The sequence below is a fragment of the Halomarina ordinaria genome, from assembly GCF_030553305.1.
In the GTDB taxonomy this organism is placed as follows: Archaea; Halobacteriota; Halobacteria; order Halobacteriales; family Haloarculaceae; genus Halomarina; species Halomarina ordinaria.
The window spans coordinates 1,973,290-1,996,383 of record NZ_JARRAH010000001.1 but is presented as its reverse complement, the minus strand read 5'-3'; the positions used below and the strand labels follow the sequence as shown (position 1 = coordinate 1,996,383).

The following is a 23,094-nucleotide window of genomic DNA, read 5'->3' as shown; positions in this document are numbered from 1 at the left end:
CCAGTACACACTTGCTCCTCGACTCACCAGTAGGCGTATGGACGCGACGCGCGACGGCGACGTCGTCCGGGTCCCCCCGCCCGGGCGCGAGCGGTTCTACGACTCGCAGGGGTACGGCCGGCCCGACGGCGACGCCCTCGACCTCGTGTCGGTCGAGGCGGCGCACCTGCTGTTCCGCGGCGACCTCGATTCGGTAGACGGCATGGACCTCCCGGCGTTCCTCGCGGCGACCGACTGCACCCTCCCCTTCCTCGTCTACAAGGACCTCCGCAACCGGGGGTTCTACCTCTCGCCCGCCCGCGAGGGCTGGGTCGACGACCCCGGTACCGCCGACTTCGTCGTCTACCCCCGCGGCGAGGGCCCGTGGGACGACGCCGTCGAGTACCGCCTGCGCGTCGTCGGCGAGCGCGAGACGCTCTCGGCGTCGTCGCTCAGCGAGAGCGACACGCTCGCCGTCGTCGACGAGGAGAGCGAACTGACCTACCTCTCGGTCGACCACCCCGACCTGCGCGGCGAGAGCGCCTCCGACCTGCCCGCGGACGCGCCGGCGGCGCTGCTCGCCGACCGGGTCGTGCTGTGGGACCCCCCGGGCGACCTCTACAGGCGGACGTTCTACGGTCAGCCCCTCGACGGGCGGCAGGCGGCGGGGCCGCTCCAGTGCTCGCTCATCGAGGCGGCCTACCTCGCCGAACACGGCGCCATCCGCGTCGACGAGGGGCGCGAGGCGGTGCTCGACCGCGGGCGGGACGTCGAGGGCGAACGGTTCGACCGCCGCCTGGCCGTCTACAGCGCCCTGCGCGAGCGCGGCGTCGTCCCCAAGACGGGCTTCAAGTTCGGCGCCGACTTCCGCACCTACGCCACCGTCGAGTCGGCCGACGACCTCGGCCACTCCGAACACCTCGTCCGCGTCGTCTCGCGGGACCACGCGTTCAACCCCCGCGACGTCGCCCTCGACGTCCGCCTCGCCCACGGCGTGCGAAAGCGCATCGTCTTCGCGCTGACCGACCCCGAGGGGACCATCGACTGGCTCTCGGTCGAACGACTCACGCCGTAGGCTCGACGCGCTTCGTCGCGCTCGTCGGTCCGCCGTGCGTCGCCCACGCCCCACCGCCACAAGCGAACGCTTTTTGCGCGCGCCGGGGCGACTTCGGGGCGACGACCGCATGAGCGAGGACACGGACCACCACGACGAGACGGCGCGCCGCGAGGCCGCCACCGACGGGGGGAGCGCCGCGGGAGCCGACGGGACGACCCTCGACCCGTGGGGGTCCTCCACCGTCGAGGACTACCGCAAACTGTTCGAGGAGTTCGGCATCGAGGCGTTCGACGAGGTGCTCCCCGAGGTGCCCGACCCCCACTACCTGATGCGCCGGGGGGTCATCTTCGGCCACCGCGAGTACCGCGACGTCCTGCGGGCGATGCGTGACGGCGACCCCGCGGCCGTCCTCTCGGGGTTCATGCCCACCGGCGACCCCCACATCGGGCACAAACTGGTGTTCGACGAGATAATCTGGCACCAGCGACAGGGGCTCGACGCCTACGCGCTCATCGCGGACCTCGAAGCCCACAGCGCCCGCGGCCTCTCGTGGGCCGAGATAGACGAGCACGCCCGCGACTACCTGCTCTCGCTGCTCGCACTCGGGTTCGACCCCGAGGAGGGCGAACTCTACCGTCAGTCCACGAACCGCCCGCTGCAGGACCTCGCCTTCGAACTCGGGAGCAAGGCCAACTTCTCCGAACTGCAGGCCATCTACGGCTTCGACGGCGAGACGGACGTCTCGCACATGCAGTCGGTCGTCACGCAGATGGCCGACATCCTCTACCCGCAACTCGACGGGCCGAAACCGACGGTCATCCCGGTCGGTCCCGACCAGGACCCGCACGTCCGCCTCGCGCGCGACCTCGCCGCCCGCATGCGCTACTTCAAGGTGACCGAGGCGTACGCGAGCTTCGAGACCGACGACGCGGAGCGCGCGCTCCTGGCGGACGCGTACGACGCGCTGGCCACCGAGGGCGACGACCCCGTCCGGTGTGAGGACGCCGCCGCCCACGTCGCCGCGGCGTTCGACGCACCCGCGCTCGTCGAGAGCCTGGAGAACGCCGGCATGGAGCCGCTCCGTCCACGCGTGCGGTTCCTCGACCGGAACGCAACCCCCGAGGCGTTCGAGGCGCTCATCGAGGCCGTCGACGGCGAGAAGCGCGTCTACGAGGGCCACGTCGACGCCTTCGACCTCGACCACGACGCGGCCGCGCACCTCGCACGCGAGGTGGAGGTCGACCACGGCGGTTACGGCTTCTACGCCCCCTCCTCCCTCTATCACCGCTTCATGACCGGGCTCACCGGCGGGAAGATGAGTTCGAGCGTGCCAGCGAGTCACATCAGCCTCCTCGACGACCCCGAGGAGGGGTACGAGAAGGTGACGTCCGCCACGACCGGCGGACGCGAGACGGCCGAACTCCAGCGTGAACTCGGCGGCGAGGCCGACGAGTGCCCCGTCTACGAACTGTACGCCTACCTGCTCGCCGCGGACGACGACGAGTTCGCGACGCGCGTCTACGACGAGTGCGTCGGCGGCGAGCGCCTCTGTGGCGACTGCAAGGAACAGGCCGCGACGCTGATGCGCGAGTTCCTCGCCGACCACCAGGAGAAGCGCGAGGAGGCCGCTGAACGCCTCGACTCCCTCGACATCGACCTCGACCTCGACAGTTCGCGGCGGTAGTGCGGTCGGTCCCTCACAGCGGGACGTCCGTCCCAACCCCCTCCTCCTGCGCGCGCTCGTACACCATCCCGGCGGCCGCCGCGTCGAGTACCGCCGACCCGACGCTCTCGACGACCAGCACCTCCTCCTCGCGCGCTCGCCCCGCCTCCCCCTCGAAGACGGCCGAGAGGGGGAGGAGGTCTTCTTCGCTTAGACCGGCGTCGGCGACGTCGCCCACGTCCGCCGCCTCCTCGGGCACGTCGGCGAACACGCGTGCCGCGCGGGCGACGGTCTCGCCGTCGAGTTCACGCATCGCGGACGTGTACGCGCCCACCGCGACGACGAGCGTTCCATCGGCGAGCGCCGCCCCGGGGAAGACGGGCGTCTCGCTGGTGGTGGCCGTCACGACGACGGTGGCGTCCGCGACGGCCGCCTCGGGGGCGTCGACGGCCCGCACGTCGGCCCCGAGTTCGGCGTCGAGCGTCGCCGCGCACCGCTCGCGGGAGTCGCTCGGCGAGTAGACGCGCACCGAACCGAGAGGGACGGCCGCGTCGACGGCCCGGGCCTGCCAGCGCGCCTGCGCGCCGGCCCCGAGCAGCCCCAGTCGGACGGGCGTCGCCGCGAGGTGGCGGACCGCCGTCCCGCCGATACAGCCGGTCCGGGCGTTCGTCACCGGCTCTCCAGCGAGCAGGGCGAGGCACTCGCCCGTCTCGGCGTCCGTGACGACCACCTGCGCGCGCGTCGTCGGGAGTCCCCGCGCCGCGTTCGCGGGCTGGACGGTGACGAGTTTCGTCGCGTAGGTCGCCTCGCCGTGGAGGTACGCGGGCATGGTCAACCCCGTGCCGGGGGCGTCTACCAGTCCGGTCCCGACCGGGAAGTGCGGACGAGGTGGGCGTTCGACCGCGCCGCGACCCTGCCTGCGGAAGGCGTCCTCGACCACGTCGAGGAGGTCGGGCAGCGAGAGCAACGAGCGGACCTCGTCGGCCGAGAGGATGCGGACCATGCCCGCGGTTCGCCGGTCGCGGAGGTGAACGTTCGGGCCCGCTGGAGGAGGGTGGCGAGAACGTTCATGTGTCGCGGCGGTGTGGGGAGGGCGTGAACGTCGTCGTCATCGGCGGCGGCATCGTCGGCCTGTCGAGCGCGTACGCGCTCGCCGAGCGCGGTGCCGCCGTCACGGTCTGCGAGCGCGGCCACCTCGGTGCGGGGAGTACCGACCGGGCGGCGGGCGGCATCCGGGCGCAGTTCTCGACGGCGGTGAACGTCGACCTCTCCGTCGAGAGCATGGCCGTCTGGGAGGAGTTCGAGGACCGCTTCGGCGTCGACATCGGCTACCGCCGCCACGGCTACCTCTTCCTCGCCCGCGAGGCGAGGACCGCGAGGACGCTCCGCGAGTCGGTCGCCCTCCAGCGTGAGCGAGGTGTGCCGAGCGAGTTCGTCGACCCCGAGACGGCCGTCGAGCACTGCCCGGGCGTCGACGCGGGGCCGTTCGAGGGCGGGTCCTACTCGCCGACCGACGGCGTCGCCGACCCGCACCTCGCCCTCCAGGGGTACGCCGAGGCGGCCCGCGAAGCGGGAGCGACGCTCCGAACGAAGACGCCGGTGACCGCGATTCGCCGGGACGAGAGCGGGGTGACGGGTGTCGAGACGCCCGACGGGGCGCTCGACGCGGACTTCGTCGTGAACGCGGCCGGCGCGTGGGCGCGCGAGGTGGCCGCGCTGGCCGACGTCTCGCTCCCGGTCGCCCCCCGTCGTCGCCAGCTCGCCGTCGTGGCCCCCGACCCGCCGATGCCCGAGGCCCTCCCGCTCACCATCGACCTCGACACGGGGTCGTACTTCCGCCCCGAGCGTGACGGGCAGGCACTCGTCGGCGGGCGATTCGCCGAGGCGGACCCGGACGTGGACCCCTCGCGGTACGCCACGTCGATGGACGTCGAGTGGGCGGCCACGGCCGTCGAGCGCGCGGCGAGCTACACCACGTACTTCGGCCCGGAGACGCGCATCGTCCGCGGGTGGGCGGGGCTGTACGCCGTCACGCCGGACCACCACCCGATACTCGAGGAGACGCGTCCGGGCCTGGTGACGGCCGCCGGCTTCTCGGGTCACGGCTTCCAGCACGCGCCCGCGACCGGCCGTCTCGTCGCGGAACTCTGTCTCGACGGCGAGGCGTCGCTGGTCGATATCGGGGCGCTCGGGAGCGACCGGTTCGAGACGGGGGAGACGCTCGTCGAGCGCAACGTCGCCTGAGTGGCGCGCGGCGCTCGTGCGCTCCAGAACCCTTTTGCTCCCGGCGGGAACAGAGGCGGGTATGGCACCCGAACCCCTGCCGTGGAGTGTCGCACGCCGGCCGCCCAGCGCGGGGTTCGGCTTTTTCAGCGCGTAGGCGTCGGAGGACCGGGTCCGTCGCGGTTCGGCCCGCACAAACCGACGTCGCCGCGCATCGTCTCTCGACCAGCACGCATACCCGTACCCCCACGAAACGGGACGCAACTACCCACACCAATGCGATTACCACAGGCACAAGCCGCGGTCCTGGAGGCCGCGAGCGCGACGGAATCACGAACGGTCGAGGCCCTCGCGGCGGCCCTCGACGAGTCACCGACGGCCGTCACCCGGGCGGCGTTCGAACTGGCCGACGACGGCCTCCTCGACGTCGAGGAGGAGGAGCGCGAGTCGGTCTCGCTCACCGAGGAGGGCGCGGAGTACCGCGAGTCGGGCCTCCCGGAGGTGCGCCTCTACCGGGCCGCCGTCGACGCCGGGGCCGACGACGACCCCGTCTCGATGGGCGAACTGCTCGGAGCGGCCGGTCTCGACGGCCCCGCGGTCGACATCGCCCTGTCGAACTTCGCCCGGAAGGGCTACGGCCGCATCGAGAGCGGGGCGGTCGAGGCCGCCCCGGACGCGGACCCCGAGAGCGACGCGGAGGCGGCCGCGCTCGACGCCGTCGCGGCGGGCGACGGGACGGACGCGCCAGAGGACGCGCTCGACGCGCTCGAGCGACGCGGGCTGGTCCGCCGCGAGGCGTCGACGGCGCGCTCGGTGACGCTCACCGACGCCGGCGTGACGGCGCTCATGGAGGGCGTCGAGGTGGCCGACACCGTCGGCGCGCTCACGCCAGACCTGCTCACCAGCGGGGCGTGGCGCGACGTGGAGTTCACCGAGTACAACGTCGAGGCGGACGCCGAGACGGTCCACGGCGGGCGCGAGCACATCCTGCGCCAGACCGCGAACCGGGTGAAGGACGTCCTCGTCGGGATGGGCTTCCAGGAGATGGAGGGGCCGCACGTCGACGCCGACTTCTGGATCAACGACGCGCTGTTCATGCCCCAGGACCACCCGGCGCGCACCCACTGGGACCGCTTCGCGCTCTCCGACCCGAGACGTATCGACCACCTGCCCGAGGACCTCGTCGAGCGCGTCCGCCGGGCGCACCTGGAGGGCGTCGGCGAGGACGGCGAGGGCTACCACTCGCCGTGGGACGAGGAGTTCGCCCGCGCGCTCGCGCTCCGCGGACACACCACCTCGCTGTCGATGCGCTACCTCTCGGGCGACGCCGTCGGCGACCTGGAACCCCCTCAGCGCTACTTCTCCGTCGAGAAGGTGTACCGCAACGACACCCTCGACGCGACGCACCTGCTCGAGTTCTTCCAGATAGAGGGGTGGGTGATGGCGGAGGACCTCTCGGTGCGCGACCTGATGGGGACCTTCGAGGAGTTCTACAGCCAGTTCGGCATCACCGACATCCAGTTCAAACCCCACTACAACCCCTACACGGAGCCGAGTTTCGAGCTGTTCGGGCGTCACCCCGAGACCGGCGAGATAATCGAGATCGGCAACTCCGGTATCTTCCGCCCGGAGGTGCTCGAACCGCTCGGTATCGACTGCGACGTGATGGCGTGGGGCCTCGCGCTCGAACGCCTGCTCATGCTCATGTACGGCTTCGAGGACATCCGCGACGTGCACGGGACGCTCTGTGACCTCGACCTCCTGCGGACGGTGGAGGTGGTGCACTGATGCCCACGGTGGACGTCGACTTCGACGAACTGCGGGAACTCACGGGGCACGAGGAGAAGAGCGACGACGAACTGGAGTGGGACCTGTTCAACCTCGGCGTCGAGTACGAGGGCGAGACCGAGGACGGGAAGGCGAAACTGGAGTTCGAGTCCGACCGCCTCGACCGCCTCTCGGTCGAGGGGCTGGCCCGCTCGCTGCGCTACCAGTACGGCGACGCGCGCGGGGTGTCCGTCCCGCGGACGAACGACCCCGAGTGGGTCATCGAGGTGGACGAGTCCGTCCCCGAGGAGCGCCCCTACGTGACGGGCGCCATCGTCCGCGGCCTCTCGATGGACGAGGGGAAACTGGAGTCGCTCATCCAGTTACAGGAGAAACTCCACCGGACGATGGGTCGCAAGCGCGCGAAGGGCGCCATCGGCGTCCACGACCTGACGATGCTGAAGGGGCGCGCGGCGGTGACCGCCACGGAGGGCGCGAACGGGGCGGAGTCCGACCCGCGAGCCGGCGCGGCCAGTGCGCCCCCGAAGACCATCACCTATCGCGGCATCGCGCCCGACGGCGACCGGTTCGTCCCGCTGGACGACGACGCCGACCGCACGCCGGGCGAGGTCATCGAGGAGCACCCGACCGGACGGACCTACGGGCCGCTGCTCGCGGACTACGAGGCGTACCCCGCTATCTACGACGACATCGGCCTGTTCTCGTTCCCGCCGGTCATCAACGGCCGCCGGACGGAGGTCGACGAGGGGACGCGCGACGTGTTCATCGAACTCACCGGGACCGACCAGTGGACCATCGACAAGATGTGTACCATCATCTGCTACGCGCTGGCCGCCCGCGGCGGCCGCGTCGAGTCGGTCCGCGTCGAGTACCCCGACGGGGAGCTCGTCCGGCCGGACCTGGCGGTCGAACACAAGCGCGTCACCCACGAGCGCGTCGAACACCTCCTCGGCGTCGGGTTCGAACGGGAGGAGGTCGTCGACCTGCTCGAACGCTCGGGGCTGGCGGCGGACGTCGAGGAATCGGCCGACGGCGTGGTGTACGACGTGTCGGTCCCGCCCTACCGGACCGACGTGCTCCACCCCGTCGACGTCGTGGACGACGTCGGGCGGGCCTACGGGTTCAACGACCTCGACCCGCGCTACCCGGACGTCGGGACCATCGGCGGACGAACGGCCGGGACCCGACTGGAAGACGCCGCCCGCGACGTCCTCGTCGGCCTCGGGTTCGAGGACATGCTGAACTTCCACCTCGCCAACGAGGCGGCGTGCTTCGACCGGATGCGTCTCGACCCCGAGGGCGGCGCCTACGGCGCGGCTCCCCCCGCGACCATCGGCGAACCGTACAGCGAGGACTTCACCGTCGTCCGCACGTGGGCGCTCCCCTCGCTCATGATGGTCCTCGAGAACAACACGCACCGCGCGTACCCACAGGACCTCGCGGAGATCGGCCTGTCGGCGCGCGTCGACGAGCGCGAGGAGACGAAGGTCCACGAACGACGGACCGTCGCGGCCGTCCTCGCGCGCACCGACGCGGGCTACGAGGCGGCGAAGGCCCGCCTCCAGGCGCTCGCCGCCGCGTTCGACTGCGAGCTGGAGACGCCGGCGACCGACCACCCCTCGTTCATCCCCGGTCGGACCGCCGCGGTGGTCCTCGACGGCGAGTCGGTGGGCGTCGTCGGCGAGGTCCACCCGGCGGTGCTCGTCGAACACGACCTCGAAGTCCCCGTCGCGGCCTTCGAGTTCGACCTTCGCACGCTGGAGTGACGGCAGGCTCCTTCTTCGCACGGACGAGACGCCCGCTATAGGTCGGCGCCGACCGCGGCCTCGACCGAACTGAACCCGTCGCGTTCGAGCAGGTCGAGCAGTTCCCTGTTGATATCGCGCGCGAGCGTCGGCCCCTCGTAGACGAGGCCGGTGTACAACTGGACGAGCGACGCGCCGGCGCGTATCTTGGCGTAGGCGCCCTCGGCGTCCGAGACGCCGCCGACGCCGACGACGGGGAGGTCGGTTCGCTCGGCGACGAACCGCACCGCGCGCGTCGCGCGCGCCTCGATGGGCTTGCCCGACAGGCCACCCGTCTCCGCGCGGTTGACCCCCCGGAGCGTATCGGGTCGGCGGGTGGTGGTGTTGGTCGTGATGACGCCGTCGAGGTCGAAGTCGCCGGCGACGGCGAGCGCGCTCTCGGTGGCGGCGTCGGTGAGGTCGGGCGAGAGTTTCACCAGAAGCGGGGCCGCTCCCGCGTCGGTCAGCGCTTCGAGGATGCCCTCCAGGTGCTCGCGGTTCTGGAGGTCGCGCAGGCCGGGCGTGTTGGGGCTGGAGACGTTGACGACGAAGTAGTCCCCGCCCGCGGCACAGCGCTCGTAGGTGTCGCGGTAGTCGGCGGGCGCCTCCGACAGGGGGGTGACCTTCGACTTGCCGATGTTGACGCCCACGGGGACGGGGACGTCGGTCGCCGCGAGGCGAGGGCCGACGACGTCCGCGCCGTCGTTGTTGAACCCCATGCGGTTGACCAGCGCGCGGTCCTCGGGGAGCCGAAAGAGCCGGGGACGGGGGTTACCGGGTTGGCCCCGTGCGGTGACACCGCCGACCTCGACGTGGCCGAAGCCGAGCGCAGCGAGCGCGCGCGGCACCTCGGCGTTCTTGTCGAAGCCGGCCGCGACGCCGACCGGTGAGGGGAAGTCGAGGTCGAAGGCGGTGGTTGCGAGGCGCTCGTCGTCGACGACGAGCCGTCGCGCGCACGCGTCCATCGCGGGCGTCCGCTGGGCGGTGCGCAGGACGGTGTGTACTGTCGTGTGTGCGGTCTCTGCCGGAAGCCGGAACAGGAGGGGCTTCGCGACGGCGTAGGGGTCCACGGGTCAGAACTCGTGTTCTATCTCCTCGTTTGCGTCCGCCTTCTGGATGATGATCTTGTTGTCGCGGACGCGGACGAACACCTCGTCACCGATCTCCATCCCGGCGACGGTCAGCTCGTCCTCGTGCAGGTTGAGGTGCACATTGTGGTACTCGCCGTTCTCGTCTTTGGCGCCACTCGGGCTGAGCTTCTTCTTTCGAACCATCGCGGTATCTTACGGCACCCTTCGCCGTACGACATACTTAACCTTGCCGTGCCCGGTGCGTCCCGCTCGCTACTACCGAGGATTGTTGTCGTATAAACATATCGGCTGTGGTGTCTCGATTTCGGGGATATAGTTATATATGATAGTGTTTTGCTTTCGCATGGAGGTTCGAAAACCATGGCACGTAGCGATGATGGGAAGCGAAACTTCGCTCTCCGCGACGACAACGGCTCCGAATCGAGCGTCTTCTCCGGACGTACGCCGCGACAGGCGGCACTGAAAGCGGCCCGCCGGCTCGACCCCGCAGACAGCGAGGGTGACGCCGACCGGACCGAACTCAAGCTCCGGGAGAAAGGGACGAAGAAGGTCCACCACTACGAGGGGTGGGCGTGGCGCGAGACGGCCCCGGACGACAAGCCCGACTGGATGCCCGACCGCATCACGAAGGCGAACGTCTCCAAGCGGGGTATCGAACACCTCGAGACCATCTGAGACCCTCGACCGCTTCTTTGAGCCGCCCGGGAACCAGTCCGACAGTGGTGAGTCAGTCAGTATTTACTTTGTGCGTGCGTAGCCGAGCGTGCGCGGCACTCACCCGACCGGACCGCACGCACGCGCGTGGGATGACGAGTCGGTCTCCACCCGCGCGACATCCTCGTCGAGTCCAGTGTCACCGCCTCCCGTGAGTCACCGTTCCCATGAAATCGCTTGACGGAGCGCCGGTGGTTCGACGGCCTTATGTGGGGCGCTGCACTCGAATGGAATGCGAACAAGCGCGGGACGCTCCCGGCCGGGTTCACCCCGGGCCGGGACGCCCCGACTCCGATGCCCTTATATGTCTAAGGGCGTTCGGAAGAAGTACACGCGAGGCGGCGCGGGAACGCGATTCCGGCGCCGAACTCGGACCGACGCCCTTAAGTGTGATAGGGTGTTCGGAATGGATGCAGACACACAGTGAGTGTGGGACGTTGGATCCGTCCCACAGTCGCGACCTGCGAGGCAGGTTCGATGGGTTTATAACCCCGAACGGCCTTGACTCAGGTCCGAAGGAAATGAGGATTCCACCCCTGCGGTCCGCCGTATACGATGGGATCTGATGTTAGCCCTGGTAGTTCGGTGACACTCGGTCGGTCCGATTGTCGTCGAACGATCGATAGTACATGTACATTTCGTACATCCCGCCTAACCCTCCCCTTCGGGGGAGACCATTCCGGTTGATCCTGCCGGAGGCCATTGCTATCGGAATCCGATTTAGCCATGCGAGTCGCACGAGTTCACACTCGTGGCAAACGGCTCAGTAACACGTGGCCAAACTACCCTATGGACACGGATAATCTCGGGAAACTGAGGCTAATCCGTGATAGCGGTCCCATGCTGGAAGGCAGGGATCGTGAAACGCTCCGGCGCCATAGGATGTGGCTGCGGCCGATTAGGTAGATGGTGGGGTAACGGCCCACCATGCCGATAATCGGTACGGGTAGTGAGAGCTAGAGCCCGGAGACGGACTCTGAGACAAGAGTCCGGGCCCTACGGGGCGCAGCAGGCGCGAAACCTTTACACTGCACGACAGTGCGATAGGGGGATTCCGAGTGCGAGGGCATACAGTCCTCGCTTTTGTGTACCGTAAGGTGGTACACGAATAAGAGCTGGGCAAGACCGGTGCCAGCCGCCGCGGTAATACCGGCAGCTCGAGTGATGGCCGATTTTATTGGGCCTAAAGCGTCCGTAGCCGGCCAGTCAGGTCCGTCGGGAAATCCACTCGCTCAACGAGTGGGCGTCCGGCGGAAACCGTCTGGCTTGGGACCGGGAGATCTGAGGGGTACGTCCGGGGTAGGAGTGAAATCCTGTAATCCTGGACGGACCATCGGTGGCGAAAGCGCCTCAGAAGAACGGATCCGACGGTGAGGGACGAAAGCTAGGGTCTCGAACCGGATTAGATACCCGGGTAGTCCTAGCCGTAAACGATGCTCGCTAGGTGTGGCGCAGGCTACGTGCCTGCGCTGTGCCGTAGGGAAGCCGTGAAGCGAGCCGCCTGGGAAGTACGTCCGCAAGGATGAAACTTAAAGGAATTGGCGGGGGAGCACTACAACCGGAGGAGCCTGCGGTTTAATTGGACTCAACGCCGGACATCTCACCAGCTCCGACAGTAGTCATGACAGTCAGGTTGATGACCTTACTCGACGCTACTGAGAGGAGGTGCATGGCCGCCGTCAGCTCGTACCGTGAGGCGTCCTGTTAAGTCAGGCAACGAGCGAGACCCGCACCTCTAGTTGCCAGCAGCATCTCGCGATGGCTGGGTACACTAGGGGGACTGCCGCTGCCAAAGCGGAGGAAGGAACGGGCAACGGTAGGTCAGTATGCCCCGAATGAGCTGGGCAACACGCGGGCTACAATGGCCGGGACAATGGGAAGCCACCCCGAGAGGGGGCGCCAATCTCCTAAACCCGGTCGTAGTTCGGATTGCGGGCTGAAACTCGCCCGCATGAAGCTGGATTCGGTAGTAATCGCGTGTCAGAAGCGCGCGGTGAATACGTCCCTGCTCCTTGCACACACCGCCCGTCAAAGCACCCGAGTGGGGTCCGGATGAGGCCACCGAACGGTGGTCGAATCTGGGCTCTGCAAGGGGGCTTAAGTCGTAACAAGGTAGCCGTAGGGGAATCTGCGGCTGGATCACCTCCACAGACCGGGATCAGGCCGACGTGCCTGACCCACCTTTAGGCTCGATCGCTCGACGCGTGGCCGACCGAGCACTTCAGAACTACCAGGGCTAACAGGTAGGGCCCATAGCTCAGTGGGAGAGTGCCTCCTTTGCAAGGAGGATGCCCTGGGTTCGAATCCCAGTGGGTCCATATTCGCGGGACGAAACCGGGTTCCTTAAGTGTGAACCGGCGCTCGTTCCGATGAAGACAGATGCACCATCCCGTGTGAACGAGGATGGGAAGGGTCGATGCACGCACTGTCACCAACAGGCGTGCAGATGAAGACCGTGTGTACGTGCAATCCAGGCGCTCACTGGACCCGTTCATCGTGGTCCAGAGCATTATATATCATCATTCGTGGCTACTGTGCCACATGGTGGATGGCTCGGCTCAAGTGCCGATGAAGGACGTGCCAAGCTGCGATAAGCCTGAGGGAGCCGCACGGAGGCGAAGAACTCAGGATCTCCGAATGGGAATCCCCACCGCAATTGCTTCGCGCAATGGGGAACGTCCAGAACTGAAACATCTCAGTATGGACAGGAAAAGAAACCGAATGGGATGTCGTTAGTAACGGCGAGTGAACGCGACCCAGTCCAAACCGAAGCCTTCGGGCAATGTGGTGTTCGGACTGACCGTAATCAACCAACCGTCTGCGAGAAGTCTTCTGGAACGGAGCGTGATACAGGGTGACAACCCCGTATCGCAGACGAGCGGTTGTGGGTCTGTTCCCGAGTAACGGGGGTTGGAAATCCCTCGTGAATCTGGCAGGCATCGACTGCCAAGACTAAACACATCTTGAGACCGATAGCGAACAAGTAGCGTGAGCGAACGCTGAAAAGCACCCCGAGAAGGGAGGTGCAATAGGGCCTGAAATCATGTGGCGATGGAGCGACGGGGCACAAAAGGCCGTCTGCAAAACGACCCGGGGGCGACCCCGCAGTAGGAAGCAGCCGGAGCCGGTGTTCCGTCGTACGTTTTGAAAAACGAGCCAGGGAGTGTGCCTGTTTGACGAGTCTAACCCGAGTATCGGGGAAGGCGTAGGGAAACCAATACGACCGCAGCATTGCCAGGGTCACCGTGTTCAAGCGCGGGGAGTCAAACGGGTACGACCCGAATCCGAGCGATCTACACGAGGGCAGGGCGAAGCATAGCGAAAGCCATGTGGAGGCCCGTTAGGGTTGGTGTCCTACAATACCCTCCCGTGACCCGCGTGTAGGGGTGAAAGGCCCATCGAGCTCGGTAACAGCTGGTTCCAACCGAAACATGTCGAAGCATGACCTCTGCCGAGGTAGTTTGTGGGGTAGAGCGACCGATTGGGGTGTCCGCCTCCGAGAGGAGTCGGCACCCCTGTCAAACTCCGAACCTACAGACGCCGTGGACGCAGGGAGTCCGGTGTGCGGGGTAAGCTTGTGCACCGTGAGGGAGACAACCCAGAGCTGGGTTAAGGTCCCAAAATGTGGACTAAGTGCGATTTAAAGGTGGTCCCGAGCCCTAGACAGCCGGGAGGTGAGCTTAGAAGCAGCTACCCTCTAAGAAAAGCGTAACAGCTTACCGGCCGAGGTTCGGGGCGCCCAAAATGATCGGGGCTCAAGTCCACTACCGAGACCTAGCGGCACGCCTCATAGCGTGTTCCCGTAGGTTGGCGCTCCAGTCGGGTGGAAGCACGGGCGAGAGTTCGTGTGGACCGACTGGTGACGAAAATCCTGGCCATAGTAGCAGCGATAGTCGGGTGAGAATCCTGACGGCCTAATGGACAAGGGTTCCTCAGCAATGTTCGTCAGCTGAGGGTTAGCCGATCCTAAGTGCTGTCGTAATTCGAGCAGCACAAAAGGGGAACTGGTTAATATTCCAGTGCCACCGTACAACAAACGCCGACGCTTTGGGGCCATCCGAGCCGGGCTTTCGCCCGGTCGAACCGTCAAAGCCCGTGGAAGCCGTAATGGCACGAAGCGGGTGAACGGCGGGACAGGGCAACTCGGACCAACCTAGAGCCCGTGAAAAGGCAAGTACGGTGTTCGTACCAAGAACCGACACAGGTGTCCATGGCGGAGAAAGCCAAGGCCTGTCGGGAGCAACCGACGTTAGGGAATTCGGCAAATTGGTCCCGTAAGTTCGCGATAAGGGATGCCTGCCCCGGAAAGGGGCAGGTCGCAGAGACCAGGATGCTCCGACTGTCTAGTAACAACATAGGTGACTGCAAATCCGTAAGGACTCGTACAGTCACTGAATCCTGCCCAGTGCGGGTATCTGAACACCCAGTACAATGGGACGAAGGACCCGTCAACGGCGGGGGTAACTATGACCCTCTTAAGGTAGCGTAGTACCTTGCCGCTTCAGTAGCGGCTTGCATGAATGGATCAACGAGAGCATCACTGTCCCAACGTTGGGCCCGGTGAACTGTACGTTCCAGTGCGGAGTCTGGAGACCCCCAAGGGGAAGCGAAGACCCTATAGAGCTTTACTGCAGGCTGTCGCTGGGACATGGTCGCTAATGTGCAGCATAGGTAGGAGCCGTTACACAGGTACCCGCGCTAGCGGGCCACCGAGGCATCAGTGAAATACTACCCGTTAGTGACTGTGACCCTCACTCCGGGAGGAGGACACCGATAGCCGGGCAGTTTGACTGGGGCGGTACGCGCTCGAAAAGATATCGAGCGCGCCCTATGGCCATCTCATCCGGGTCAGAAATCCGGAGAAGAGTGCAAGAGCATAAGATGGCCTGACAGTGTCCTGCCTAACGAGGGACGCTGACGCGAAAGCGTGGTCTAGCGAACCTATGTGCCCGCCCGATGCGGGCCATAGATGACAGAAAAGCTACCTTAGGGATAACAGAGTCGTCACCGGCAAGAGCACATATCGACCCGGTGGCTTGCTACCTCGATGTCGGTTCCCTCCATCCTGCCTGTGCAGAATCAGGCAAGGGTGAGGTTGTTCGCCTATTAAAGGAGGTCGTGAGCTGGGTTTAGACCGTCGTGAGACAGGTCGGCTGCTATCTATTGGGGGTGTATGGTACTTGACGTGAACGTTCGTATAGTACGAGAGGAACTACGAATGGTCGCCACTGGTGTACCGGTTGTCCGAGAGGGCACGTGCCGGGCAGCTACGCGACAAGGGGTAAGAGCTGAACGCATCTAAGCTCGAAACCCACATGGAAAAGAAGTACCGCCGAGACCGCTCGTAGAAGACGAGTTCGATAGACTCGGGGTGTACGCACCGAGGCAACGAGGTGTTTAGCCCGCGAGCACTAACTGGTCGAAGCCACACAATCATCGCACTGGCCCGTGAACGGGTCCAGGCGTTAACTGGATTGCACGTATACTTGACCGATGGTGGTCCTTGACCCATCGCGGTTCGATTCCGCGTATCGGCGTTAAGGCGGCCAGAGCGGCGGGGCAACTCCCGTACCCATCCCGAACACGGAAGATAAGCCCGCCTGCGTTCCAGCGAGTACTGGAGTGCGAGAGCCTCTGGGAAAACTGCCTCGCAAGAGGTTCCAAGTACGGGCCGAGGTCCGTGAACCGTAGTACACGCTGGGTTCGTCCCGGTGGAACCGGTGAGCGGACTGTCGACGCCCGCAACTGGTGGTTCGCCGCCTTTCCACTCATACCCTATATTCAGTCCCCGAGAGCGGCCGCGCTGCGCAGCGCGGCCGCTCTCGCTCGTTTCGACGGCGAGCGGTCGCTCCGGACCGCTACGCTTATTCACACGCTTCCAGTAGAACTACCCGCGCCAAGGTGACAGAGTCTGGCCATACGTACTCGCCTGCAGAGCGAGATCACGCCGGTTCAAATCCGGCCCTTGGCTTATACCAATTTCCTTACAATCCAAGCGTCTAGCCCGAACGCTGGCGCTGGTTCCTCCTACTACGAGGGGGTGGTCGCATGACGGACGACGTTCCTGTCGCTCGCCAGTGTACGCTCCCATCGTGCGAGCGCGAGGCCGTCGAGCGACGAGACGGTGCGCTATGTGAACACCATCGGGCGAGCGTTTCCAGTGCAAGTCCGTTCGGTGATACCGACCCCAAGAGAGCAGAGTCGACAGCGAGTGACAACGCCGACTCCGCCAACATCGGTGCGTACACTGAGGCCGTCTTTTCGACCCCCGAATCCGGGGTGTGGCCCTCGGAACTCCACGAGCGTACGCAGTGGATGGGTCGCACCGGGGAGAGTGGAAAACTCCCGTTCGCGCCGTGGGCCGACCATGATCACCCAGAGGCTGACGAGGACGAGGACGCCCGCTGGAAGTGGGGCCTCACCGAGAACTACGTCGACGGCGACACCGTCGCGCTCGCCGAGGACGACCACCGCCTCGCCGGGCGGGTGTTCCTCCAACAGGCCGACGACCCATATGGCTTCGTCGACGGCGACGACGTCCGCTGCCCCGAGACGGGCGAGGTACACCCCGCGTTCGTCGAGATCCTCGAGCAGCTCGGCGCGACGTACACCGACGTCTCTACCTCGGGGAGTGGCTGTCACGCCAACTACCAAGGGACGCTCCCCGAGGGACAGACGCAAGCGACGTTCGCCCTGGACGATGAATCATGGGGAGCGAACGACGACGTCCCCGAGGTAGAGATCTACACCGGAAAGCACGTGTGCGTCCTCACCGGCGAACACGTCCCTGGAACGCCCACCGACGTCAACCCGTGGAACGACGAGGCGCTGCGGACGATCCTCGCCGACCACAACTGTCTCCCGACACCACGGGAGGACATCGCCGGCGGGTACCAGGCGTTCGACCCGGCCGACTACGACGCCAGCGCGACGACGTCCGACGAGACGACCGACGACATTCGAGACGTGTTCGCTGCTCTGGATCGCCTCGACGCCCGTCGCGTCGCCGGGGACACTATTGTTCACCGCTGGAATGACGACGCCTCGACATCCGCCGGACACCGCGCGTTCGTCCCCATCTGGGGAAGGTCGGCCAACGGGACGGCGAACGTCGTCAATGACCAAATCTGGCAGGACACCGGCGGCGGGGGGTACGGTGGCCCTGTCACCATGGCGCTCATCGACCTCGGGGAGCTTTCCCCACGGACGGCCCAGCCGAGCGACGCGCGGGGAGTGCTGTGGTTCCAAGGTATCGAGCACCTCCGAGCACTTGACTATGACATTCCCGAGTACGTCTCGCCCGACGAGGACACCGAGCACGTCTCCGTGCTCCCGAACTCGCCAAAAGCGCGGGCGACGTCGCGCGGGTTCGACTGGACGAGTGACGCCCGGACCGACGACGCCCTCACGACCGACGAGGCGCGACAGCGAACCCGCGAAGCGATAGAGAAGGCGCTCGACAGGTGCGACCACACCCTCGTCGAGGCGCTCCCGACCCTCGGGAAGTCATACGGGAGTATCGCCGCCGCCGCGAACACCGAGACGCCGGTAACAGTACTGACCGGGCGGGGGAACAAGGAACAGTATGCTCAATTCGAGCAGTGGGCCGACGAGCACGGCCTCACGTCGAGGATCCTCCCGGCGTTTACCCGTGACTGCCCCACGGCTAACGGCGAGCACGGCGAGGAGTGGAAAGCGGCGGTGATGGACTTCTACCGCCGGGGGGCGACGCCGAAGGACATCCACGCCTACGCCGAGGACGAACTCGGTCGGCCGCTCCCCTGCCAAGAACACGAGGGGCAGGAGTGTCCGTACTCCTCGAAGTGGCGCTTCGACCCCGACGAACACCCTGACACCGGCGAGCCGTGGGACGTCCTGATTGGTCACTACGCCCACGCCCACCGTCGAACCGTCACGCAGGGGCGAAGCGTCATCCTCGACGAGTTCCCTGGCGGGGCCTACGAGACGACATTCAGTACCGCCACGCTCCCCCGCGCCGTGACGACCTACCTCCAGGGGACGCCCGGCCTCCCGTTCGACGACTACGCCGATTTGATGGACGGGCGAGGCGAGGGACAGTGCCGTGCCGACGCGCTCGCCTGGTTCGACGAGGACGACCTCAATGGCGACTGGCGACAGGCGTTCCGCGACGGCGGCCACGCCCTCGCTCCACTCGCCGTGTTCACGCTGCTCGCCGGCGCGACGAACGACCTCGGGAACGGGTGGGAGCGTGCCGTCGTCGACGAACGACGAGTGGGACTCTACAACCGCGAGGAGGGCGAGATTCGCCTCCTGCAGCCGCCGGATCTCTCCACCACTCGAGGAACCATCGCCCTCGACGGGACCCCCACACAACGCATGTGGGAACTGTCACTCGGGACGCGACTCAACCACCGGCCGGTCCTCTCGGAACCGGAGCGCGTCGAGTACATCGCAGACGCCCTCAACCTCAACCTGATACGGACGACTGACTGGGTGAAACCCTACAACTCTTCCGACCACGTCAACGTCGACCGGGACGCCGCGCTCCTCGAAGGGATTACTCAGGAACACGGGGAGCGTCCCTCGGTTATCACGACGTCGACCGCCGAGGAGGAGTACGTCGCCGCCGGCATCACCGAGCGAGACGGCGACGGACAGATCGGGGGCGGACTCATCGCGAGTGGTACCCACTACGGGAACGTCCTCGGATCGAATGAGTACAAGCACACCCGCCTCGGCGCGGTGATTGGGTCGAACCACTACGGCGACGACTACATCCAGAAGTGGGGAGGGTACGCTGGCGAGGACGTCCCTGCCGGGGCCGACGCCCGCGCGGACAGCGCAAAAGGTACCCGCCTCTCCTACGGCGCATTCGGTGACGAGATTCTCACCCATATGCGCGAACACGAGACGCTGCAGGCCGCGATGCGCTTCGGCCGCGACGGGAACGGTGCTGTCGTCTACGTCCATACGAATACGCTCCCGGAGTGGGTCCCCGTCGCCGGAGAGGGGCGCGTCGTCACCACCCGGAGCGACGGCGAGCGCCAGGTCGTTGAGGCACTGCAGGACCTCGACGCTCCCCGAACCCGAGACGTCACTCACCACCCCGCTGTCGACGTCGGCCAGCGTCAAGTGCTTACGATCCTTTCGGCACTCGTCGACCGGGGTGTACTCCACCGAGAACAGTCACGCGAGGACGGCCGGGCGTTCGTGTGGCGCGACGACGGCCTCCACCGCCTCGCCGAGCACGGCGATGTCGACCTGGACACCGTCGCCCTCGTTGATCTGGCGGACGCCAAGGTGGACGAACTCGCCCGTATGAGTATTACCTATACGTGGGAGTTCGTCAACTTCGCCGGTTCACCGCCTCTCGACAGGGACGGTTCGCCAGTCGTCGCCGGGGAGTCGTCGTCGGCCTCGCCGGACGGGGGCGGTCTGCCGTCAACCGACGTCGGCTAACCCTCGGTGGCCTGGTCGCTCGCCGTCGCCGGGAGCGACAGCTCTCACTGCCTCACCTCCCATCGTTAACAACATCACCGCTCGGTGTTGGTTAAGATTCCCCGCGATTCGCACTGGCAGTCCGAAGCGGGCGGACGGGACCCCATACCATTGTGCTCGTGCCGAACCCCCATGCTACTACCTCGCTAGTCGTCTCTCGGAAACCACGGCCCCATAGCAAGGAGTACCCCATAGCAATACATTCATTCTGAGCGGGGGCTATCTAACTTTCCGACAGGGTTACGCACGTCCGCTCGCGTGGGACGCCGTCGCCCTGCTCGAAGCGAGTAGAAGGGCGAGTTTTCCGAGTTTTACGACAGGCCAACGCGCATGTTGGGCGACACTAGGAACTCCTCGCGACGACGGTCCCCCGATAACAAACAACCCGTGCGTCCCCGTCCGGCGGCTACTCTCCCTAGCATCCGGAACGGACGGCTATTCCTCTTCTTTCTCCGGAGCGGGTTTCTCTTCTTGCTCTGGAGCGTCGGACCCAAGGGATTTCATAAACGCTCGGCCAGTATGATTCTCAATAAGCTTCACTAGCGGGGTACCGTTGTGGGTATGGCTTGTCGCATGAAACACTGCGAGTACCAGGTCTTGAAGATCTTGATCATCCTCAAGTGCAGTCACATTAAACCCGTTTTCTGCTGCCTGCTCTCTACTAATACGCCTACTATGGCTCTTGAATTCGCGCCGGTTAGCAAGGTATTCTGCCAACTGTCGAGCCTTCTGTTCTGCATCCGGGTCGCCACCGTGCATATACTGTGTGGCCCATTCTTCCGCCAAATCGATAGACAATTCCTTTGCCTCTTCACACTCGGCTACCAGTCCTGGGGCGTACTGTCTCAGAATTGGCAACCAAGCAAGTAGGTCGGTATTAGTACTGATTTCTGACTTGGCCATCTCAAACTGGTCTAGGATGGCTTGTGCAGCTGTCGTTCTCACTCCAGTCTGCGTCTGGATCCCGATTTGTGGGTCAATAGGCCCGAGAGATGAGTGATTGCCCATCACTACTTCGTCAGCAGCGCAGCACATCAGAGTAGCCGCAGACATTGCTGATTGCGGCACGAATATTCTTATCTCTGAGAATTTGGCACGTAGATAGGCGACAATCTGCTCGGTTGCTTCAGCAGACCCTCCAGGACTGTGCAGGATCAAGTCAAGCTCTGGCCCTTCTAGCCCATGAACTGCCTCCATGAATCCATGCACGTCTTCATTAGTGATGGACAGCCCCGGCGAGCCCCCCTGATTCTGAGTCCATGCTGTAGAATACAGAATCGTGTCCCGTTCTGTGAGCTGATGCAGCTGATTAAGATAGTGGCGGCGAACAGTATCGAATGCGTTCGGGTCACCCTTCTGTCTCTGTTGTGCTATCAGCTGTAAAATATCGGACCACGTCGAGCCAGCCATATTCCGCTTACTCGCTACCGTCTTCTGCCTCTTCTACGGCAAATTGGGCTGTTCGCCGTCTCGGTGTGGTCCTTGTTGGGGTTTGTCGGGGCTGGTAAGCTGCCAGCAATTCGCTAACTCCTGGCTTGTCTGTTGTACGCTCTATAGTCACAGTCTCCCCGTTCTTTTTGTCGTGTGTCATGTCCATCCCACAGGTGGTCATCAGGTGTGGCATGGTGGGTAGCGCCACCTGACGGGAATCCACCTCGGTGTACTCAATGTATGTGATGAGCCTATAAATCTATTGGGCTTTAAGAAGGTTGCTCTGAACTTGGTACATACCCATACTACCAACAGTCTACGTCTTGTCAGTGACGAAGCCATCACCTCCCAAGTTCCCTAACGATTTATGGAAAAACAGACCCAAAACATCGCATGGCGACGACCGAGTCCCCGGCAGAGCGCGCGCCAGTCGACGACGCTCGCGACGAACTGCAGGCGGCAGTTCCCGAAGCCGCCGCGACACTCCGCAGTCTCCTTGACGCCGAGGACGAGCGCGTGCAAATCCGTGCCGCTGAGGCGATTCTCGACCGGGCCGGAGTGACGAAGGCGAAACAGACGTCGACGGCGGTAGCGAAACGGGATGTCAGCGGCGAACACCAAGACACGGGCCTTCCGTTCTAAGATGGGTGGCTGGGGGTCCGGCCGTGACTCGTACGCGACGACGCCAAACGTCGAGGAGTGCCATACGCTCGATGTGAACGCGTTCACCGAGCTGGTCGATCACCCCGGAGCGTTCGGCCCCTACGCTTGGTATGATAATGGTGGAAACGGCGACAAAGTCGCCGAAATCGGCGTTCGTGCTCTCCCGGTCGACGATGCTTCGGTTGAGCGAGCGACACACCTCCGGGTGGAATATACCGTCACCGACAACAGAACCGATGAGACGACCGACCACGCGTATCCCATTGCGCTCAACTACACAGCGTGCAACTTCGGCGGTTCTCGTCCATGGTTTCGGTGTCCGATGGTCGGCTGTGGGACCCGTATCGGGAAGCTCTACCGCCCGCTGAACGGACAGATATTCGCCTGCCGGGAGTGTCACGAACTGGGTTATCGATCGTGCCGAGAGTCGGGGGACGAGGTAAAGCAAGCGGAGCGTCGATATCGGCGGGCCTACGCGAAAATCGACTCGAACAACCGGCGTCCCCACCCGAACAGTACCGACTATCCGTACCCGCCAGGCCGGCCGGCAGGGATGCATCGGGAGACGTACGAAACTCACCTAACGAAACTACGAGACGCGTACCACGAGTGGCAAGACGCGTCTCTCACCGAACTTCACGCTCTCGCAGAGTCTGTGGGAGTCGAGGTGCCGCCCGGATGACTCGCGAGTTCGCTCACGACTCGGCCGGTTCCTGACTGGCTTCATATATCTCCTCACGAAGCAATTCAGTTATCAACTCTTGGAACTCGGGGTTGTGGATATACTTGATGGACATATCTCTGGAATGTTTATTCATCTAGATGAGGGGGTAAGTGAGTTTGTCATCGAAGGTGTAGGCGAAGTTCGTCTCAGTATCTACGTGCTGCCTGTCTCAATTCGCTACCGCCTCGAAAACTACACGTGGCCACTCTCGGTGAACGACTAAACGGAGGAAGATCCCGAGTTCTGTAGAAGACCACGTGGCTTCAGAACCGCCTGTTGAAAGTCTGCGGGAAGCTTTTTTCCGCCCTCCACCTGCTGCTGTTAACAGTGTTTACGCAGTTCGAATAGACCGAACGTAGCCAGTGCGCGGACATAGAGCCTCGTTCGGCGCTAGCTGATGCTGGGTTTTCTCGTTGGTTTTCCAGATAAGACATCGGGTGGCACAACACAGCGACCGCTTTCTTCCAAATGCTTAACCCGAGTTGGTCAGAGATACG

13 protein-coding genes, 2 tRNA genes and 3 rRNA genes are annotated in these 23,094 nt (G+C 64.9%); 14 read left to right on the top strand and 4 right to left on the bottom strand.

Going from position 1 to position 23,094, the window contains the following annotated elements:
* Positions 1 to 37: 37 nt before the first annotated feature.
* Together endA and P1Y20_RS10810 are read left to right on the top strand one after the other, a co-directional pair.
* Complete coding sequence (gene endA / locus P1Y20_RS10815) at positions 38 to 1,054, top strand: tRNA-intron lyase (protein WP_304448668.1); 1,017 nt, start codon at positions 38 to 40, stop codon at positions 1,052 to 1,054.
* A 109-nt stretch (positions 1,055 to 1,163) separates the two neighbouring features.
* Positions 1,164 to 2,720, top strand: coding sequence for a tryptophan--tRNA ligase (locus tag P1Y20_RS10810; RefSeq protein WP_304448667.1), 1,557 nt, complete (start codon positions 1,164 to 1,166; stop codon positions 2,718 to 2,720).
* Between the two features lie 13 nt (positions 2,721 to 2,733).
* On the opposite strand, the gene P1Y20_RS10805 is transcribed toward P1Y20_RS10810, so the two are convergent.
* Positions 2,734 to 3,702, bottom strand: a complete 969-nt coding sequence (locus P1Y20_RS10805; RefSeq protein WP_304448666.1) for an ornithine cyclodeaminase family protein — start codon at positions 3,700 to 3,702, stop codon at positions 2,734 to 2,736.
* 92 nt (positions 3,703 to 3,794) lie between these two features.
* Here P1Y20_RS10805 and P1Y20_RS10800 point away from each other — a divergent pair, with 92 nt between their 5' ends.
* The 3 genes from P1Y20_RS10800 to pheT all read left to right on the top strand — a co-directional run bounded on the left by P1Y20_RS10800 (position 3,795) and on the right by pheT (position 8,476).
* Entirely contained in the window at positions 3,795 to 4,943 is a 1,149-nt protein-coding gene (locus P1Y20_RS10800) for an NAD(P)/FAD-dependent oxidoreductase (protein ID WP_304448665.1), read from the top strand.
* Positions 4,944 to 5,198: 255 nt separating this feature from the next.
* Positions 5,199 to 6,710: a phenylalanine--tRNA ligase subunit alpha gene (gene pheS, locus P1Y20_RS10795; RefSeq protein WP_304448664.1), complete on the top strand. Its 1,512-nt coding sequence runs from the start codon at positions 5,199 to 5,201 to the stop codon at positions 6,708 to 6,710.
* Positions 6,710 to 8,476 carry a phenylalanine--tRNA ligase subunit beta gene (gene pheT, locus P1Y20_RS10790; protein WP_304448663.1) on the top strand — a complete coding sequence of 589 codons (1,767 nt, stop codon included), beginning with the start codon at positions 6,710 to 6,712 and terminating at the stop codon, positions 8,474 to 8,476. Before pheS ends, pheT begins: the two co-directional genes overlap by 1 nt.
* A 35-nt stretch (positions 8,477 to 8,511) precedes the next feature.
* On the opposite strand, the gene P1Y20_RS10785 is transcribed toward pheT, so the two are convergent.
* Entirely contained in the window at positions 8,512 to 9,564 is a 1,053-nt protein-coding gene (locus tag P1Y20_RS10785) for a quinone-dependent dihydroorotate dehydrogenase (protein ID WP_304448662.1), read from the bottom strand.
* A gap of 3 nt (positions 9,565 to 9,567) precedes the next feature.
* Positions 9,568 to 9,768: a hypothetical protein gene (locus P1Y20_RS10780; RefSeq protein ID WP_304448661.1), complete on the bottom strand. Its 201-nt coding sequence runs from the start codon at positions 9,766 to 9,768 to the stop codon at positions 9,568 to 9,570.
* A 177-nt stretch (positions 9,769 to 9,945) separates the two neighbouring features.
* On the opposite strand from P1Y20_RS10780, the gene P1Y20_RS10775 reads away from it, so the two are divergent.
* The 7 genes from P1Y20_RS10775 to P1Y20_RS10745 all read left to right on the top strand — a co-directional run bounded on the left by P1Y20_RS10775 (position 9,946) and on the right by P1Y20_RS10745 (position 19,740).
* Positions 9,946 to 10,260 (top strand): non-histone chromosomal MC1 family protein, encoded by a 315-nt coding sequence (locus P1Y20_RS10775; RefSeq protein WP_304448660.1) that lies wholly within the window; start codon positions 9,946 to 9,948, stop codon positions 10,258 to 10,260.
* A gap of 715 nt (positions 10,261 to 10,975) precedes the next feature.
* Positions 10,976 to 12,447 (top strand): 16S ribosomal RNA (locus P1Y20_RS10770).
* Positions 12,448 to 12,545: 98 nt separating this feature from the next.
* Positions 12,546 to 12,617, top strand: a tRNA-Ala gene (locus tag P1Y20_RS10765).
* Between the two features lie 202 nt (positions 12,618 to 12,819).
* Positions 12,820 to 15,733, top strand: a 23S ribosomal RNA gene (locus tag P1Y20_RS10760).
* A gap of 104 nt (positions 15,734 to 15,837) precedes the next feature.
* Positions 15,838 to 15,956 (top strand): 5S ribosomal RNA (gene rrf / locus P1Y20_RS10755).
* Together the 16S, 23S and 5S rRNA genes with 2 tRNA genes alongside form the textbook arrangement of a ribosomal RNA operon.
* A gap of 238 nt (positions 15,957 to 16,194) precedes the next feature.
* Positions 16,195 to 16,270, top strand: a tRNA-Cys gene (locus tag P1Y20_RS10750).
* A 344-nt stretch (positions 16,271 to 16,614) separates the two neighbouring features.
* On the top strand, positions 16,615 to 19,740 hold the full coding sequence (locus tag P1Y20_RS10745) for a hypothetical protein (RefSeq protein WP_304448659.1): 3,126 nt from the start codon (positions 16,615 to 16,617) through the stop codon (positions 19,738 to 19,740).
* A gap of 474 nt (positions 19,741 to 20,214) precedes the next feature.
* On the opposite strand, the gene P1Y20_RS10740 is transcribed toward P1Y20_RS10745, so the two are convergent.
* Positions 20,215 to 21,189: an SDH family Clp fold serine proteinase gene (locus P1Y20_RS10740; protein ID WP_304448658.1), complete on the bottom strand. Its 975-nt coding sequence runs from the start codon at positions 21,187 to 21,189 to the stop codon at positions 20,215 to 20,217.
* 414 nt (positions 21,190 to 21,603) lie between these two features.
* On the opposite strand from P1Y20_RS10740, the gene P1Y20_RS10735 reads away from it, so the two are divergent.
* Together P1Y20_RS10735 and P1Y20_RS10730 are read left to right on the top strand one after the other, a co-directional pair.
* Positions 21,604 to 21,852: a hypothetical protein gene (locus P1Y20_RS10735; protein ID WP_304448657.1), complete on the top strand. Its 249-nt coding sequence runs from the start codon at positions 21,604 to 21,606 to the stop codon at positions 21,850 to 21,852.
* 1 nt (position 21,853) lies between these two features.
* The gene (locus P1Y20_RS10730) at positions 21,854 to 22,555 is read left to right on the top strand and encodes a hypothetical protein (protein WP_304448656.1); all 702 of its coding nucleotides are present in this window, start codon (positions 21,854 to 21,856) and stop codon (positions 22,553 to 22,555) included.
* The last annotated feature ends 539 nt before the right edge of the window (positions 22,556 to 23,094 follow it).